Origin of the sequence: Cnuibacter physcomitrellae (assembly GCF_014640535.1) — a bacterium.
Taxonomy (GTDB): Bacteria; Actinomycetota; Actinomycetes; order Actinomycetales; family Microbacteriaceae; genus Cnuibacter; species Cnuibacter physcomitrellae.
Genome location: NZ_BMHD01000001.1, coordinates 3,573,610 through 3,591,976 on the forward strand (window position 1 = coordinate 3,573,610; position 18,367 = coordinate 3,591,976).

General features: G+C 68.3%; 13 protein-coding genes. All 13 read left to right on the forward strand.

Annotated elements, in window-relative coordinates; genetic code table 11:
* Positions 1-16: 16 nt before the first annotated feature.
* The 13 genes from rpoC (at position 17) to IEX69_RS16845 (ending at position 18,023) form a co-directional block, all read left to right on the forward strand.
* On the forward strand, positions 17-3,895 hold the full coding sequence (gene rpoC / locus IEX69_RS16785; protein ID WP_085018723.1) for a DNA-directed RNA polymerase subunit beta': 3,879 nt from the start codon (positions 17-19) through the stop codon (positions 3,893-3,895).
* An 81-nt stretch (positions 3,896-3,976) separates the two neighbouring features.
* A complete protein-coding gene (locus IEX69_RS16790; RefSeq protein WP_085018724.1) occupies positions 3,977-4,846 on the forward strand; it encodes a hypothetical protein in 870 nt (289 codons plus the stop codon).
* Between the two features lie 95 nt (positions 4,847-4,941).
* Positions 4,942-6,300 carry a hypothetical protein gene (locus IEX69_RS16795; protein ID WP_085018725.1) on the forward strand — a complete coding sequence of 453 codons (1,359 nt, stop codon included), beginning with the start codon at positions 4,942-4,944 and terminating at the stop codon, positions 6,298-6,300.
* Positions 6,301-6,608: 308 nt separating this feature from the next.
* Positions 6,609-6,983, forward strand: a complete 375-nt coding sequence (gene rpsL / locus IEX69_RS16800) for a 30S ribosomal protein S12 (protein WP_011186743.1) — start codon at positions 6,609-6,611, stop codon at positions 6,981-6,983.
* Entirely contained in the window at positions 6,983-7,453 is a 471-nt protein-coding gene (gene rpsG / locus IEX69_RS16805) for a 30S ribosomal protein S7 (RefSeq protein WP_085018726.1), read from the forward strand. The genes rpsL and rpsG overlap by 1 nt, the downstream gene beginning before the upstream one ends.
* Positions 7,454-7,525: 72 nt before the next feature.
* Positions 7,526-9,640 carry an elongation factor G gene (gene fusA / locus IEX69_RS16810; RefSeq protein WP_085018727.1) on the forward strand — a complete coding sequence of 705 codons (2,115 nt, stop codon included), beginning with the start codon at positions 7,526-7,528 and terminating at the stop codon, positions 9,638-9,640.
* A 119-nt stretch (positions 9,641-9,759) separates the two neighbouring features.
* Positions 9,760-10,953 (forward strand): elongation factor Tu, encoded by a 1,194-nt coding sequence (gene tuf, locus IEX69_RS16815; RefSeq protein WP_085018728.1) that lies wholly within the window; start codon positions 9,760-9,762, stop codon positions 10,951-10,953.
* Positions 10,954-11,079: 126 nt separating this feature from the next.
* Positions 11,080-12,063, forward strand: coding sequence for a hypothetical protein (locus IEX69_RS16820; protein WP_085018729.1), 984 nt, complete (start codon positions 11,080-11,082; stop codon positions 12,061-12,063).
* An 85-nt stretch (positions 12,064-12,148) separates the two neighbouring features.
* Complete coding sequence (locus IEX69_RS16825) at positions 12,149-12,793, forward strand: hypothetical protein (protein ID WP_085018730.1); 645 nt, start codon at positions 12,149-12,151, stop codon at positions 12,791-12,793.
* On the forward strand, positions 12,790-15,804 hold the full coding sequence (locus IEX69_RS16830; RefSeq protein ID WP_085018731.1) for a hypothetical protein: 3,015 nt from the start codon (positions 12,790-12,792) through the stop codon (positions 15,802-15,804). Before IEX69_RS16825 ends, IEX69_RS16830 begins: the two co-directional genes overlap by 4 nt.
* Positions 15,805-15,871: 67 nt before the next feature.
* Entirely contained in the window at positions 15,872-16,081 is a 210-nt protein-coding gene (locus IEX69_RS16835) for an Rv0909 family putative TA system antitoxin (RefSeq protein ID WP_085018732.1), read from the forward strand.
* Positions 16,078-17,049, forward strand: coding sequence for a DNA topoisomerase IB (locus IEX69_RS16840; RefSeq protein ID WP_085018733.1), 972 nt, complete (start codon positions 16,078-16,080; stop codon positions 17,047-17,049). The genes IEX69_RS16835 and IEX69_RS16840 overlap by 4 nt, the downstream gene beginning before the upstream one ends.
* Before the next feature lie 212 nt (positions 17,050-17,261).
* Positions 17,262-18,023, forward strand: a complete 762-nt coding sequence (locus IEX69_RS16845; RefSeq protein ID WP_174604401.1) for a fructosamine kinase family protein — start codon at positions 17,262-17,264, stop codon at positions 18,021-18,023.
* The last annotated feature ends 344 nt before the right edge of the window (positions 18,024-18,367 follow it).

The window sequence follows — 18,367 nt, forward strand, 5'->3', positions numbered from 1 at the left end:
AAAAGAGAGAAGACAATTGCTCGACGTTACAACCTTCGATGAGCTGCGCATCGGCCTCGCCACGGCCGATGACATCCGCAAGTGGTCCTACGGTGAGGTCAAGAAGCCCGAGACCATCAACTACCGCACCCTGAAGCCCGAGAAGGACGGTCTGTTCGGTGAGCAGATCTTCGGGCCCAGCCGTGACTGGGAGTGCTCCTGCGGCAAGTACAAGCGCGTCCGCTTCAAGGGCATCGTGTGTGAGCGATGCGGTGTCGAGGTCACCAAGTCCTCGGTCCGCCGTGAGCGCATGGGCCACATCGAGCTCGCCGCGCCCGTCACCCACATCTGGTACTTCAAGGGCGTCCCGTCGCGCCTCGGGTACCTCCTCGACATGGCGCCGAAGGACCTCGAGAAGGTCATCTACTTCGCCGCGTACATGATCATCTCGGTGGACGAGGACGGCCGTCACCAGGACATGCCCGGTCTCGAGAACGAGCTCCGCCTCGAGATCAAGACCCTGTCCGACCAGCGCGACGCCCGCATCGCCGACCGTCTCGCGCGCCTCGAGGCCGACCTCGCCGAGCTCGAGAACGAGGGCGCCAAGGCCGACCAGAAGCGTCGCGTCAAGGACGGCGCCGAGAAGGAGATGGCGCAGAGCCGCAAGGCCTACGACGACCAGATCTCCCAGCTCGAGCGTGTGTGGGAGGACTTCCGCAACCTCAAGGTCGGCGAGCTCAAGCCGGAGGACGCCGTCTTCCACGAGCTCCAGGACCGCTACGGGATGTACTTCGAGGCCTACATGGGCGCCGAGGCGATCAAGAAGCGCCTCGAGGCCTTCGACCTCACCACCGAGGCGGAGAACCTGCGCCTGCAGATCTCCGAGGGCAAGGGTCAGAAGAAGATCCGCGCGATCAAGCGACTCCGCGTCGTGTCGTCGTTCCTCGCCACCGGCAACTCGCCGGCGGCGATGGTCCTCGACGTCGTGCCGGTGATCCCGCCGGAGCTGCGCCCGATGGTGCAGCTCGACGGCGGCCGCTTCGCGACCTCCGACCTCAACGACCTCTACCGTCGTGTGATCAACCGCAACAACCGTCTCCGGCGACTGCTCGACCTCGGCGCCCCCGAGATCATCGTCAACAACGAGAAGCGGATGCTGCAGGAGGCCGTCGACGCCCTGTTCGACAACGGCCGTCGCGGTCGTCCCGTCACCGGTACCGGCAACCGCGCCCTGAAGTCCCTCAGCGACATGCTGAAGGGAAAGCAGGGTCGCTTCCGCCAGAACCTGCTGGGCAAGCGCGTCGACTACTCGGGCCGCTCGGTCATCATCGTCGGTCCGCAGCTGAAGCTGCACCAGTGCGGTCTGCCCAAGCAGATGGCTCTGGAGCTGTTCAAGCCGTTCGTGATCAAGCGCCTGATCGACCTCAGCCACGCCCAGAACATCAAGGCCGCGAAGCGCATGGTCGAGCGCAGCCGTCCCCAGGTGTGGGACGTGCTGGAGGAGATCATCCGCGAGCGTCCCGTGCTCCTCAACCGCGCGCCGACGCTCCACCGTCTGGGCATCCAGGCCTTCGAGCCGCAGCTGGTCGAGGGCAAGGCCATCCAGCTCCACCCGCTCGTCTGCGCGGCGTTCAACGCCGACTTCGACGGCGACCAGATGGCCGTGCACCTGCCGCTGTCGGTCGAAGCCCAGGCCGAGGCCCGCATCCTGATGCTGGCGTCGAACAACATCCTGAAGCCCTCCGACGGCCGTCCGGTGACCCTGCCCTCGCAGGACATGATCATCGGTCTGCACCACCTGACCACGGTCAAGCAGGGTGCCGAGGGTGAGGGCCGTGCGTTCACGTCGGTCTCCGAGGCGATCCTGGCCAAGGACCAGGGCGCGCTCGACCTCAACGCGGTCGTCAAGATCCGCATGAGCGACGTGCACTTCGCCGAGGGCGCCGGGCCCGAGGGCTACGTCGACGGGCCCGTGCTCGTCGAGACCACCCTCGGTCGCGCGCTGTTCAACGAGGCGCTGCCGGTCGACTACCCCTACGTGGAGGCCGTCGCCGACAAGGGCAAGCTGTCCGCGATCGTGAACGACCTCGCCGAGCGCTACCCGCGCACGGAGGTCGCCGCGTCGCTCGACCGCATCAAGGACGCCGGCTTCTACTGGGCCACCCGCTCGGGTGTCACCGTGGCGCTGTCCGACATCCTCACGCCGCCGACGAAGCGCGACATCATCGCGAACTACGAGAAGCAGGCCGCCAAGGTCCAGGGCCAGTTCGAGAAGGGTCTGACGACCGACCTCGAGCGCCGCCAGGAGCTCATCCAGATCTGGACGAAGGCGACCGACGAGGTGGCCGCAGCCATGCGCGCCAACTTCCCCGAGGACAACACCATCAACCGCATGGTGACCTCCGGTGCTCGTGGTAACTGGCTGCAGGTGCGCAACATCGCCGGCATGCGAGGCCTGGTGAACAACCCGAAGGGTGAGATCATCCCTCGCCCGATCATCTCGTCCTACCGCGAGGGCCTGACCGTGGCGGAGTACTTCATCGCCACGCACGGTGCTCGTAAGGGTCTGGCGGACACCGCGCTCCGTACCGCCGACTCCGGCTACCTCACCCGTCGTCTGGTCGACGTCTCGCAGGATGTCATCATCCGCGAGGACGACTGCGGCACCAGCCGTGGTCTCGACCTCCCGATCGCCGTGGAGGAGGCTCCCGGCGTCTGGGTCCGCGACGCGAACGTCGAGAACTCGGTCTACGCCCGGTCGCTGGCCGCGGATGCGGTCAACGAGCAGGGCGAGGTCGTCGCCGAGGCCGGCGAGGACGTGGGCGACGTGCTCATCGACAAGCTGGTCGCGGCGGGCGTGCGCAACATCAAGGTGCGCTCGGTCCTGACCTGCGAGTCGGCCGTCGGCGTCTGCGCGGCCTGCTACGGCCGTTCGCTGGCCACCGGCAAGCTCGTCGACATCGGCGAGGCGGTCGGCATCATCGCCGCCCAGTCGATCGGTGAGCCCGGAACGCAGCTCACGATGCGCACCTTCCACACCGGTGGTTCGGCGTCGGCAGACGACATCACGCAGGGTCTTCCCCGCGTGCAGGAGCTGTTCGAGGCCCGCACCCCCAAGGGCGCGTCGCCGATCGTGGAGGCCGCCGGCCGCATCACGATCGAGGACACCGACCGCTCGCGCAAGGTGATCCTCACGCCCGACAACGGTGACGAGCCCGTCGCCTACCCGGTGCTGAAGCGAGCGACCCTCCTCGTCGAGGACGGCCAGCACGTCGAGCTCGGGCAGCAGCTCATCGTCGGCACGCTCGACCCCAAGGAGGTCCTCCGGGTCAAGGGTGTCCGCGAGGTGCAGAAGCACCTCGTCGACGGTGTGCAGGGTGTCTACCGCTCGCAGGGTGTGCCGATCCACGACAAGCACATCGAGGTCATCGTGCGCCAGATGCTGCGCAAGGTCACCGTCGTCGAGCACGGCGACACCGACCTGCTGCCCGGTGAGCTCGTCGACCGGTCGCGCTACACCGAGGTCAACCGCGGTGCCCTCGCCGAGGGCAAGCGCCCCGCCTCGGCCCGTCAGGAGGTCATGGGAATCACCAAGGCCTCGCTGGCGACCGAGTCGTGGCTGTCGGCCGCGTCCTTCCAGGAGACCACCCGCGTCCTGACGCAGGCGGCCATGGAGGGCAAGTCCGACCCGCTGGTGGGCCTGAAGGAGAACGTGATCATCGGAAAGCTGATCCCCGCCGGGACCGGCCTGCCGAAGTACCGCAACGTGTCCGTCGAGGCCACCGAGGAGGCGAAGGCGGAGCGCTACCCGAACCGCATCTTCTCCGACGACTCGGTGTTCTCGGAGGCGGATCTGTCGTTCGTCGACTTCGACAGCTTCAGCTCCGACGACTACACCCCGGGCACCTACAACTAGGTCGTCCCGCGTCACCCGAGAGGCCCTCGTCCACCAGGACGGGGGCCTCTCGGCGTACCGGTCGGCTACTCTGAACCCACCATGAGCGACGACGCCGACCGGAAGCCGCAGGACGACGACGAGGCCGAGCCCGTCGCCGAGGATCCCTCCGACGAGCCCGGCGCCGAGGAGGATCCGGCCGAGGAGCCCGATCCGGAGGCGGGGGAGCGGCACGAGGAGCCCGAGCCAGAGGACTCCGAGGCGAACGCGGAGCCGGATGCGGACCCCGAGCCCGACTCGGACACCGAACGCGAGCCGGCGGAGCGCGACGCGGAGCCGGAGGATCCCGCGGCAGAGCTCGAGGAGCCTGACGCGGTGACGGCGGAGCCCCCGCTGCTCCTGGGGGCGCCCGCCGTCCCACGGCGCACCATGGTGACCTCCGAGGCGCTCGAGAGCGACACCAAGCGCCTCAACCTCGACTGGGTGGTGCCCACCATCGCGATCGTGGTCATCGCCGCCCTGCTCTGGCTGACGATCCTGTGGACGATGAACGGCGGCAACTTCTTCGGCTTCCCCTCGCTCCCCGAACGGACGGACACGGCCGCCACCCCGACCGCGTCGCCGACGCCCAGCCCCACCCCCACGCCGACGGAGGCCCCCGCGCCGGACCCGTCGGTGGCCGCTCCCACGTTCATCAGCTTCGGCGCACCCACGTCGGTCTCGTGCATCGCCCCGAGCGAGGGCGAGGAGGTCGCCGCCGTCGCGTTCGCGCTGTCCTGGGGGAGCCTCGACGCGGAGTCCGCGACCGTCTCGATCGATGGAGGGCCTCCCGCCCAGGCCGACGCGACGGGCGCGTTCGCCGCCACCTATCCCTGCCCCGCCGCCACGGCCAGCTACGTGGTCACGCTCGAGGGACGCGGAGGAACCGCCAGCCGCACGGTGACGGTCGCGAACGTGGGTTACACCGGCTGACGGCGCGCGTCCCCGACGGAGCCCGCGGCCGTTGCTAGAGTGTGCCCCGACGCGAGCCCGGCGGATCCGCACGGGCACGACGTGAGGAGCTGCACGTGAGTACCGACGATCGAGACGACCGCCCCGAGTTCCCGCTGCGTGACGGCGCGGAACCCGCGAAGGCGGGCGGGTCCGGTGACCCCGCGGCCTCGCGCGATCTGCCCGACATGCCCATCTGGCGTGAGCCCGAGTCGTCGACGGATGCTCCTGCCGTGCCGGGTGCAGACGACACCCATGCCCCCGAGGAGTCGGGTGCACGGGACGCCCTCGACTCACCGTCGTCCGCGCGTCCTGCGGCCGACAAGGGTGACCTGCCGGCCGACCCGGCCGTGCACGTCCCCGGTGCCGCCGACGAGCCCGTCGTGGGCGCTGCGGCCGCCTCGGCGCCCGTCGTCGACCCTCGGCCGACCGATCCGGCTCGTGGCTCGGCGACCCACGATGACACCGCGGCCCAGGATGGCTCGGCGGCTCACGACGACTCCGCGGCCCACGCCGACGCCGGAGAGCCGACGACGAGATCCCCGATCGGCGGCCCGTACGTCGTGGACGGCGACGGTGCACCCATCGCGGATCAGGCCAAGGAGGCCTACCGGCCGCGTCCCCAGGGCGGCCCCTATGTCACGTCCTCCGAGCCCGTCGTCGACGAGGCCGGTGTCGTCATGGCCGCCGGTGCCGGCGAGGCTCGGCCCACCGCCTCGCCGTCCGCGGCTCCGCGTACCCCGTACCCCGCAGCCGCGTTCGCCCCCTCGGCGCCGACCACTCCGATCGAGCCGGAGGCCTACCCTGCCCCCGTCACGATCGCGACCCCGCCCGAGCAGCCGCGGATGCGCGGCAACCGCGGCGTCGGCACTCTCATCTCCCTGCTCGGCACCCTCGCGTTCGGGATCGTGTACGCGGGCGTCTCGTTCCTCATCATCTCGGGCACCGTCGGCGCCGAGGAGTACCTCAGCGCCTTCCTCGCCTTCCTGGCCAGCGCGGCGTTCATCGCCCCGGCGGTGATGTTCGCGATCGCGATGATCCTCCTTGTCCTGATCGTCAATCGAGCGGGATGGTGGGCGTACGTCCTCGGAGGCTTCCTCGTGGCCGTCGTCGTGTACTTCGGCGCGATCGCCGGCGCGGTCGGCTACGCCTACCTCACCGGTGTCGCCTCGGGCTGGGGCGCGCAGGACCAGTACGACTTCGTCGCCGCCCTGACGCTCGACCCGCTCACCATCGCCGCCGCGGTCGTCGCCCGGGAGGTCTCGATCTGGACCGGGGCGTGGATCGCCGCCCGGGGCCGCAAGCTCAAGGCGCGGAACGCGGCCGCCCGCGAGGAGTACGCCCGCGACCTCGAGGAGCACGAGCGCACGGTGGCCGAGGCGTCGAGGACGCGGTCCGCTGTCGGCGATCAGCCGCTCACGACGACCGCGTGGTGATCCGGCTCCGGTAGAATCGACGTGGGCGCCGGCCCGCACACCAGAACCATTTGACCGGCGATGGTCGAAGGGCTATGATTTTCCGGGTGTGTGCGCAGGCGCGTGCCCACAATTCTTCGAGCGAGATCCCACCGGAGGCGGCGCGGATCGTGAGCGCTCTGCCAACCAGCGATACCTGAGACATTCTGTACCGCCGGTGGGTCACCATGAGATCGACACGCCCGCGGGCTGTCGGCCCGTGAACGAGGATGCCGAGGGCATCCACAAGAACAGACACCGAGCAGTACGGAAAACCGAGGAGCAAGTCAGTGCCAACGATTCAGCAGTTGGTCCGTAAGGGGCGCACGCCGAAGGTCACCAAGACCAAGGCTCCCGCCCTCAAGGCCAACCCCCAGCAGCGCGGCGTGTGCACCCGTGTGTACACCACCACCCCGAAGAAGCCGAACTCGGCTCTGCGCAAGGTCGCCCGCGTCAAGCTGTCGAACGGCACCGAGGTCACCGCCTACATCCCCGGCGAGGGCCACAACCTGCAGGAGCACTCGATGGTGCTCGTCCGTGGTGGTCGTGTGAAGGACCTCCCCGGCGTCCGCTACAAGATCGTCCGCGGCGCGCTCGACACGCAGGCCGTGAAGAACCGCAAGCAGGCTCGCAGCCGCTACGGCGCGAAGATGGAGAAGAAGTAATGCCTCGCAAGGGTCCCGCCCCGAAGCGTCCCGTCGTCGCAGACCCGGTCTACGGCGCCCCGGTCGTCAGCCAGCTCGTCAACAAGATCCTCCTCGACGGCAAGAAGGCCATCGCCGAGCGCATCGTCTACGAGGCGCTCGAGGGCGTCGCGGCGAAGAACAACCAGGATGCGGTCGCCACGCTGAAGAAGGCGCTCGACAACGTGCGCCCCACGCTCGAGGTCAAGTCCCGCCGCGTCGGCGGCTCGACCTACCAGGTCCCGGTCGAGGTCAAGCCTCACCGCGCCAACACCCTCGCCCTCCGCTGGCTCACCACCTACGCGAAGGCCCGCCGCGAGAAGACGATGACCGAGCGTCTCACCAACGAGATCCTCGACGCGTCGAACGGCCTCGGTGCCGCGGTCAAGCGCCGCGAGGACACCCACAAGATGGCCGAGTCGAACAAGGCCTTCGCGCACTACCGCTGGTAGACCCCTCTTCCCGCCGGGTGAGCGTCCGGTTCTCCGGACGTCTCACCCGTCGTCTTCTGTGAAAGGAAACCCGTGGCACAGGACGTGCTCACCGACCTGAACAAGGTCCGCAACATCGGCATCATGGCCCACATCGATGCCGGCAAGACCACCACGACCGAGCGCATCCTGTTCTACACGGGCATCACGCACAAGATCGGTGAGGTCCACGACGGCGCCGCCACGATGGACTGGATGGCGCAGGAGCAGGAGCGCGGCATCACCATCACGTCCGCCGCGACGACGTGCTTCTGGAACAAGAACCAGATCAACATCATCGACACCCCCGGTCACGTCGACTTCACCGTCGAGGTGGAGCGCTCGCTCCGCGTGCTCGACGGCGCCGTCGCCGTCTTCGACGGCAAGGAGGGCGTCGAGCCCCAGTCCGAGACGGTGTGGCGTCAGGCCGACAAGTACAACGTCCCCCGCATCTGCTTCGTCAACAAGATGGACAAGCTGGGCGCCGACTTCTACTTCACGGTCGACACGATCATCAACCGCCTCGGCGCGAAGCCGCTGGTCATCCAGCTCCCGATCGGTGCGGAGTCCTCCTTCGAGGGCGTCGTCGACCTGGTCGAGATGCGTGCGCTGACCTGGCGCGGCGACGCCAAGGGTGACGTCCAGATGGGCGCCAAGTACGAGATCGAGGAGATCCCGGCCGACCTCAAGGAGAAGGCCGACGAGTACCGTCAGCTCCTCCTCGAGACCGTCGCCGAGACCGACGACGCGCTGCTCGAGAAGTACTTCGGCGGCGAGGAGCTCACGGTCGCCGAGATCAAGGGCGCGATCCGCAAGCTCACCGTCAACTCCGAGATCTACCCGGTCCTCTGCGGCTCGGCGTTCAAGAACCGTGGTGTGCAGCCGATGCTGGACGCCGTGGTCGACTACCTGCCGTCGCCGCTCGACGTGCCCGCCACGCAGGGTCACGACATCCGCGACGAGGAGATCATCGTCGAGCGTCACCCCGACCCGAAGGACCCGTTCGCGGCCCTCGCGTTCAAGGTGGCCGTGCACCCCTTCTTCGGTCGTCTCACCTACGTCCGCGTGTACTCGGGCCAGCTCGAGTCCGGTGGCCAGGTCATGAACTCGACCAAGGGCAAGAAGGAGCGCATCGGCAAGATCTTCCAGATGCACTCCAACAAGGAGAACCCGGTCGACTCGGTCACCGCCGGCCACATCTACGCGGTCATCGGCCTGAAGGACACCACCACCGGTGACACCCTCTCCGACCCGTCGAACCAGATCGTCCTCGAGTCGATGACGTTCCCGGAGCCGGTGATCGAGGTCGCGATCGAGCCGAAGACCAAGGCCGACCAGGAGAAGCTGGGTGTCGCCATCCAGAAGCTCGCTGAGGAGGACCCGACCTTCCGCACGGAGCAGAACCAGGAGACCGGTCAGACGGTCATCAAGGGAATGGGCGAGCTCCACCTCGACATCCTGGTCGACCGCATGAAGCGCGAGTTCAACGTCGAGGCGAACGTCGGCAAGCCGCAGGTGGCGTACCGCGAGACCATCCGCAAGACGGTCGAGAAGTACGACTACACCCACAAGAAGCAGACGGGTGGCTCGGGCCAGTTCGCGAAGGTGCAGATCACCATCGCGCCGCTCGAGGTCGAGGCCGACAAGACGTACGAGTTCGAGAACGCCGTCACCGGTGGTCGCGTGCCCCGCGAGTACATCCCCTCGGTCGACGCCGGCATCCAGGATGCGATGCAGGTCGGCATCCTGGCGGGCTTCCCGATGGTCGGCGTCAAGGCGACGCTGGTCGACGGTGCCTCGCACGATGTCGACTCGTCCGAGATGGCGTTCAAGATCGCCGGTTCGATGGCCTTCAAGGAGGCTGCGCGCCGCGCGAACCCCGTCCTCCTCGAGCCGCTCATGGCGGTCGAGGTGCGTACTCCCGAGGAGTACATGGGCGACGTCATCGGCGACCTCAACTCGCGCCGCGGCCAGATCCAGTCGATGGAGGACGCCAGCGGTGTGAAGGTGGTCCGTGCGAACGTGCCGCTGTCCGAGATGTTCGGCTACATCGGCGACCTCCGGTCGAAGACCTCCGGTCGTGCGGTGTACTCGATGACCTTCGACAGCTACGCCGAGGTCCCGAAGGCTGTGGCCGACGAGATCGTCCAGAAGAACAAGGGCGAGTAACTCCCGACCCGGTTCGAGCGGGCGTCGCTGCTCGCGTACCATAAATACAAACCCCCGCGCATCCGCCGGTCGCAATCCAGTGACCGGGGGTTACGCACGAGAGTCCTGAGGAGGACCCAGTGGCTAAGGCCAAGTTCGAGCGGACTAAGCCGCACGTCAACATCGGAACGATCGGTCACGTTGACCACGGCAAGACGACGCTCACCGCGGCGATCTCCAAGGTGCTTGCTGACAAGTACCCGTCGGCCACGAACGTTCAGCGCGACTTCGCGTCGATCGACTCCGCTCCCGAGGAGCGCCAGCGTGGTATCACGATCAACATCTCCCACGTCGAGTACGAGACCCCGAAGCGCCACTACGCTCACGTTGACGCCCCGGGTCACGCCGACTACATCAAGAACATGATCACCGGTGCCGCTCAGATGGACGGCGCGATCCTCGTGGTCGCCGCCACCGACGGCCCGATGGCTCAGACCCGTGAGCACGTGCTGCTCGCGAAGCAGGTCGGCGTGCCGTACCTGCTGGTCGCGCTCAACAAGTCCGACATGGTCGACGACGAGGAGATCCTGGAGCTCGTCGAGCTCGAGGTCCGCGAGCTCCTCTCGAGCCAGGACTTCGACGGCGACAACGCTCCCGTCGTGCGCGTCTCGGGCCTCAAGGCTCTCGAGGGTGACGAGAAGTGGACGCAGGCCGTCCTCGACCTCATGGACGCCGTCGACGAGTCCATCCCGGACCCGGTGCGCGACAAGGACAAGCCGTTCCTGATGCCGATCGAGGATGTCTTCACGATCACCGGTCGTGGAACCGTCGTCACCGGCCGCGCCGAGCGTGGAACCCTCGCCATCAACTCCGAGGTCGAGATCGTCGGCATCCGCCCGACGCAGAAGACCACGGTCACCGGTATCGAGATGTTCCACAAGCAGCTCGACGAGGCATGGGCCGGCGAGAACTGTGGTCTGCTCCTCCGCGGCACCAAGCGCGAGGACGTGGAGCGCGGTCAGGTCGTCGTGAAGCCGGGTTCGGTCACGCCGCACACCGAGTTCGAGGGCACCGCGTACATCCTGTCCAAGGACGAGGGTGGCCGTCACAACCCCTTCTACACGAACTACCGCCCGCAGTTCTACTTCCGCACCACCGACGTCACCGGCGTCATCACGCTGCCTGAGGGCACCGAGATGGTCATGCCCGGCGACACCACCGACATCTCGGTCGCGCTGATCCAGCCGATCGCGATGGAGGAGGGCCTCGGCTTCGCGATCCGTGAGGGTGGCCGCACCGTCGGTGCCGGTACCGTCACCAAGATCATCAAGTAGTCACAGCTCCACACACCGAAGGGGTCGGGCCGCAAGGCCCGGCCCCTTCGTGCGTTCCCGCACGGCTAATGCGGCAGCGCTGGCGCGGGGCGAGAATAATGACGACGGCTCATCTATAATGAGGGTATGTCATCTCTTGATCCCTTGACGCCTCAGGTCGTTGGCGCGATTGTCGAGGCCGCATCCCGCCCTGATCTCGAGGAACGAATCCGAGCGCTGGACGCAGTCGCCGGAAGCGTAGGCGAATCCGTCTCGCTGTGGGCAGCCGTCTCAGATCGCGCAGATCTCGCGGCGTTGGTCGGGGCTCCCGTGCTCGACTACCTACTCGCCGTCGAACTGGGCAAGACGGGTGACCCTTCTGAATTCATCGAGGCCGCCGTTCGCGCTCTTAGCGGCCCGCCGTTGCCACCGCAGAGGCATGGAGCGTTCGCGCTGACTGTGGCGACAAGTCTCGTGACCGAGGGGCGGGCTCCGGAAGCTATCCGCCTCCTGCACGATGCTCTTCCGCGGCTCGATGAGACGGGAGAGATCTGGGACCTCGTCCTTGCGAACGTCACCCTGAGTGATCTGCGACGCGTGACGAGCGCCAGCGGTGCCAGAGAGTCTGCAGAGGCCGCTCTACAACACGTCTCGTCCCTCGACAATCAGACGGGAGTCATGGCCATGGTCCTCCGTTCCCTCGCCTTAGCTCTCGCCATGGAGGGCGATCCGCGTGCTCGGAACGCTGTCGAGTCGGCGATTCAGATCGCTGAAGCGGAACAGGACGTCCCTGGCTATTGCGACGGTCACGTCGCGGCGGCTCGAGTGTACGGCTTGCTCGATGACGGGAAGAAGGCCGTGAAGACAGCTGCTTTCGGGACCAAGCTCGGTCGCAAGCTAGGACTGGATGTGGTGCAGGCCGAGTCCTGGGCAGTCCTTGCCGCCTCTTACGAGGTCGCCGGCTCGGCCAAGAAGAGCCGTGCCTCATTCGATGAGGCGCTCCGGCAGCTCGATCGCCTGGGCCCGTTCGGTGCACGCTACGCCGACTACTTGCGACGCCATGGCATCGCCTCCGCTCTGCGGTCGGACAGTCATCTCGTCCCTGGGCGGCTTCCCGCCTTCGCCTTCTGACCACGGCCGGACTTGGGGGTCGGCACGTGAGCAGTTCTGCTCTCCGTCCCGGTGGGCGGCGGGGGAGACCGCTAGCGTCTGAGGCGTGAGGGGAACCCATCGCCACGCGTTCTGGCGGCGCGCATCCGTCACCGCCATCATCTCCGGCGTGCTCGTCGTCGGCACAGTCGCTTCGGCTCAGGCCGCGGCGCCCGCAGATCCGCCGGCCGAGCCCGTGCTGACGATCCAGGCACCGTCGTCGGCGACCTCGGCGTGGGTCGAGCTCGAGCAGGCCGGTCTCCGAGGCACCGATGTGGTGGTGCAGGTCGACGCGGGCGCCGGATGGGCCGACGTGGGCATGTCCTCCACCACGTGGGGGCTGCACGGAGAGACCGGGGTGAGGGCGGAGGAGCCGTTCGCCGTCCGGGTCACGGGCAGCTCCTCGCTGGGTGATCTGCGCACGCCCGATCTGGCCGTCACCCTCCTCGACGCCGAGGGCCACCAGGTCCTCGCCGATCAGGCACGGCTGGCGCTGACGCCCGGTGCAGGTGGGATCGACCCCGGCTCCGGCCAGGGAGGCGGTTCAGCCTCCGGCTCCGGCCCTGCGCAGGGCGCGTCCGACGCCCTCAGCGCGACCGGCGCGACGGACGTCGTCCCCGCCGCACTCGTCGCGGTGCTCCTCCTCGCCGCGGGCCTGTCCGTCGTCGCAGGGCGGCGAGCCCGCACCATCCGGGGAAGGGCCTCGACGTGATCCGCTTAAGCAGTCCGCGGTCGCGAGAGAGGGCGCTGTTCACCGGGCTCGCGCTCGTCACCGCCGCGGCCCTCGCCCTGACGGGCGGAGTGTCCGCTGCCGACGCGGCTCCCGCCGGCCCCGAGATCCCCCCGAGCACCACAGCCTCGTCGGTGGCCTTCACCCCGACAGACGCCGACGCGCTGCCGGTCGTCGACTCTGAGATCGGAAGAGGCGGCCGTCTCGCACAGGACCCGTCCACCATCGTCCCGCTCGGGGCGGGCGTGGTCGACGCCACCTCCGCACTCATCCGGGTGTCGGTGCTGTCGCCGGCCGTGGATCTGACGGTCTACGCCACGGGAGCCCCTGCGATCCACGCCGCTGCCGGGATCTCGCAGTCGTCGACCCTCCTCGTCCCCGTCGCCGGGGACGGCGTGGCGCTCTACGCCGACGCCCCGGCGGACGTGCGCATCGAGGTGCTCGCCACCTTCGGCACCGACACGACCACGCCGGGCGCGACGACCGCGCTGCAACAGCCGGTGACCCGGGCCGAGACGGCGGCAGGACTCGCCGGATCCGTCTTCGGGACGAGCCCGATCGCCGTCGGACTCGTGGGTGCGGGGGATGTCCCGAGCCTCGATGTCCGAGCGGTCTACGTCACCGTGGACGTGCAGGTCTCCGAAGCCACCATCCTCCGGTTGGACGGGCAGCACATCCCGATCGGGCAGGGCCGCACGGTCGTGACCACTCTCGTCACGCCCGACGAGGCCGGCCAGACCCTGGCCTCGCTCGACTCGGGCAGCGGGTCGCTGCGCCTCGACGTCCGGGGATGGGTCCGCGACACCGCGAGCAACGTCGACCGGGCCAACGTCGAGGGCGGGTTCGTGCCCGCGAACCGGCCTCGGGTCGAGCTTCCGCACTCCGTCGACGTCACTGACGCGGCCCCGACGCCGATCGACCTCGATCCCCACGCGGATGCCGTCTACACCGTCGCCCTGGTCACGGCGTCCGCCCCCGGAGGGACGACGATGCTCGACCTCGGCGCGCCCTATCGGGGCCGCGCGCGCGGGATGGTGGTCGACGGCTCGGGCGGCGGCGAGGCCCAGCTCATGCTCGTACTGCTCCACGACGGCACGGCGGAGGCGACGCTCCGGCGGGGATCCGCCGAGATCACGATCATCCCGCTGGGGGACTTCCTCGGCGGTGTGGTGCAGGAGCCCGCGAGCGAGACCCCGGGCATCACGGTCGACTCGCACCACGACGGCGAGCGCGTCGACCTCGGCACGAACGGATCGACACGTCTCGGTGGAGTCATCACCACCCCGGGCGCCAGCGTCGACCACGTGGAGATCAGCGGCCCCGACGGCCCGATCGGCAACGCCGAGCTCACCTCGGGCAAGGATGAGCGCCTGACCTGGGCCTATGACGTCGCCTCTCCGGAGGACGGCCTGCAGCACTACGTCGCGACGGTGGTCGACCGCGCCGGGCATCGATCCGATGCGGGGGTCCGTCTCGACATGGAGCCGGTCGAGAAGACCGACACCGTGATCGCTCCCGAGGTGAAGGTGCCGAGCGTCAGCTCGCCGGGAGGCCTGCCGACGATCGTCGGCGGTACCGAGTACGTCTTCCCCGGCGACCCGGGTGTCATCCCGGGCGATATCATCGCCGCAGGGGACTCGGCGGGGACGCCCGAGGGCGCGTTCGCGCGGGTTCTCTCCGTCGACCGCGTCGGCGACGAATGGCGGGTGAAGGCGGAGGTCGCCGACCTCGCCGACGTCTTCCGCCAGGCCGACGTCTACTCCACCCCGTCCCTCGACCAGACCGACCCCGCCGCCATCGACGAGTCGATGCGGGGCGAGCCCACGTCGCCGGAGGGCGATCCCATCGAGGTCCTCCCGGGCGGATTCCCGACGACCGACATCGTCACGGGCTCCGACGTCTCGCTTCCCGACTACCCCCAGACCTCGGATGAGCCCCTCGACATCCCGGGGCTGGACGACCCCTCCGTCGCCGATCCGGACGACTACGGGCTCCCTCCCGAGAGCTCGGGGGTACGACCGGCGGAGCGGGCGGCCGTCGTGGCCGACGACCCCGACTACACCACCGCATACTCGACGAAGCTCAACCTCAAGGTCTCGTACAAGAACGGCTTCAAGCCGTGGGTCGAGGACATCACGAAGACCTCCGCCAGTCCCGACGCCGAGCTGCAGTCCTGGGCGAAGGAGCGATCGCACTCGGGGGAGAAGGGTCTCGCGATCAGCAACGAGACCCAGGCCGCGGTCGATCTCACCTTCCGTCTGAAGTCGCACATGACCTGGCGGTGGGGGGTCATCCCGACGGGGGTCGTGATCGATGAGCTCACCGTCAAGCTGCACAGCAAGGTCACGAACAAGGGGTCGGTGAAGCTGTTCGCCAGCTCGACGACCACGTTCCAATCGTCGGTCAAGCTGGGATCGATCAGCCTCCCGAACGCCGTCGTGCCGGTCGGCCCGGTTCCCATCGTCATCACGAACTCGATCGAGCTCGCGTTCAGGATCTCCCTCAAGTTCGCGGCCAGCGCGACCATTCCGTACGGGATGACCAGGGAGGACACCTACGGGTTCACCTACTCCGATGCCGCCGGGGTGAAGAGCCTGGCTTCGCACCCGTCGCCGACCATCCTGCCGTTCACCGCGCTGCAGCTCGGAGACACCACCCTGCAGGTCAACGTCGAGCTCTCACCCGGGGCCGAGGTGGGGCTGAAGTCGAAGATCTACGGGATCACCGGCCCCGAGTTCTCGCTCAGTGCGCAACTCGCTGGGAAGCTCGCGCTCACGACCCCGCCCAACCTGGCCTGGGGCAGGCTCAGCGTCGGTGCGGATCTCGTGTTCGAGCTCAGCGGCAAGCTCAAGGTCGAGATGCTCTCGAAGGTGTTCGCCGACGTCGAGCTGTTCAAGATCCCCCTCGGGAAGGTGCCGCTGTTCAGCCAGACCGTCCCGCTCTGGGGTGATCCTCCGAAGCCGACAGCGACGGCGGTGCCCTCCTCAGCGTGAACAGCCGACCCCGACGCCGGATCGGGACCCCGATGCCGGATCGGGTGGACGGGTGCAGAGTGTGCGCATGGGAATCGACGACATGACCCGCAAGGCCCAGCAGTTCCTCGGCGACGAGAAGGTCCAGAACGCCCTCAAGAGCGAGAAGGCGGAGGACGTGAGCGACCGCATCCTCGACGGCGTCGCCGGCGCCGTCAACAGGGTGACCGGTGAGAAGCACACCGACAAGGTCGAGAAGGCGCGGGCCGAGGCCGACAAGCGCGTCGGCAACGAGTGACTCGGCTCCGACGTTCCAAGACCGGCAGCAAGGGCTACCGGCGCGTCCGCGCGGGCAAGGGGTTCACCTACCGCGACGAGTCGGGCCGGACCATCACCGACAAGGAGCTCCGCCACTCGATCGAGACGCTCGCGATCCCGCCGGCGTGGGAGGACGTCTGGATCTCGCCCTACCCGAACGGTCACATCCTGGCCACGGGGATCGACGGAGCGGGACGTCGCCAGTACCTGTACCACCCGCAGTGGCGGGAGCAGAAGGACCGCATCAAGTACGACCGAGCGATGAGCCTGGCGGAGTCGCTGCCGGCGGCCCGCCGACAGGTCACCATCGACCTGCGGCGAGACGGGTATCCGAGGGAGCGTGTGCTGGCCGCCGGCTTCCGGATGCTCGACACCGGGAGTCTGCGGGTGGGCAGCGAGCGGTACGCCCAGCAGCACGGCAGCCATGGGCTGACGACGCTGCTCTGCGCGCACGCCACCACGTCGGGTGACACCGTCCATCTCGCCTTTCCCGGCAAGAGCGGACAGGACTGGGACTCCGAGATCGTCGACGGCGACCTCGCTGCCCTCATCCGCGTGCTCAAGCGCCGCGGCCCGAACGCGAGACTGCTCGCCTGGAAGGACACGGCGGGGGAGTGGCATCCGGTGAGCGCCGAGGAGATCAACGACTACGTGCGCGAGCGCACGGGCGGGGAGTTCACGGCCAAGGACTTCCGCACCCTCCACGGGACGGCGGCTGCGGCGGTCAGTCTCGCTCGATCGGGTCCGCAGCCCAAGGTGGGGGCGCGCAAGCACGCTCTCGCCGAGGCGATGCGGGATGCGTCGGTGGTCCTCGGGAACACGCCGTCGATCGCCAAGAAGAGCTACGTCGATCCGCGTCTCATCGATCGCTACGAAGCCGGCGAGACGATCGACCCGGCTCGGCTCGGTTCCGTGGAGTCGGAGCTCCGTGCGCTGCTCTACGAGTAGCCGACTAGCTCGACGTCGAGACAGGGGTGACAACACGGGCGGGTGGGAGCACAATGGGCTCATTCGTTCCTGTGGGAGCTCGCCGCCAGACGCTGCGAACAGAGCCCGGTCGATCGCGACGGGCGGACTTGACGTCTGGGCCCCGACCCTCCCGCAGGAACGTTCCATGTCTGCGTCATGCGATCGAAACCTGACCTCCGTAGCGTAGAGACGTGTTCATCAAGTCCGACCCTGCTGGGCCCGGCGCGTACCCCGCCGAGGCGGCGGGCCTCGCCTGGCTCGCGGAGGCGCGGGGCGCCTCGTGCGTGACCGTGCACGAGGTCGACGATCGGCACATCGCCCTCGCCGAGCTGAAGGAGTCGCGGCCGACCCGCGAGGCTGCGCATCGCTTCGGCGCCGCGCTGGCGATCACGCATCGGGCCGGTGCGCCGGCGTTCGGGTGTCCGCCCGAGGGATGGAGCGGACCGTGCTTCATCGGCAGGCAGCCGATGCCCGTCGGTGACTGGCGGGGTTGGGGCGAGTTCTACGCGGATGCGCGAGTGCTCCCCTACGCCGAGCGCGCCGTGGAGCGCGGAAACCTCAGCAAGGCGGAGCTCGATCGTGTCCGACGGACCGGAGACCTCATCCGCTCGGGCATCTTCGACGACGACGAACCGCCGGCGAGACTGCACGGGGACCTGTGGGCGGGGAACGTGATGTGGACGGCGACCGGTGCCGTCCTCCTCGACCCCGCGGCACACGGTGGACATCGCGAGACCGATCTCGCGATGCTCGCGCTCTTCGGTGCTCCCTTCCTCGCCGAGGTGCTCGCCGGGTACGACGACGTCTCCGCACTCCGGGAGGGCTGGCGCGAGCGCGTCCCGCTGCACCAGCTCTTCCCGCTCGCGGTGCACGCCGTCGGTCACGGCCGGTCCTACGGGGTGGAGCTGCTGCGCGCCTGCGCGGCCGTCGACGCCCTGGCGGCCGGGACCTGACCGGGCGCGGCCGCGGAATCTCGCGCGACACGCCCGGGATGCAGGGGTATTTGATCCCGACCCCAAACCTGCGTAAGTTATTCACCTGTCACCCCAAAGGTGCGGGAAAGCCGAAGAGCTTCCCGGCCTCACGTGGGACCAAACATCAACCGAGACCACACGGCTCCTCACGGAGTTTGGAAGCACTCGATGGTGTGGAGAAGTTGCTCCAGTTGTGAAGCCCTTTCCGGGTGGAGGCTGGGTGCGTCCGATCCTTGAGAACTCAACAGCGTGCACTATGTTCAATGCCAAATTACCCCGTACTTCAGCTTTGGCTGGGGTTGGGATTCCTTTTGGATAACTAA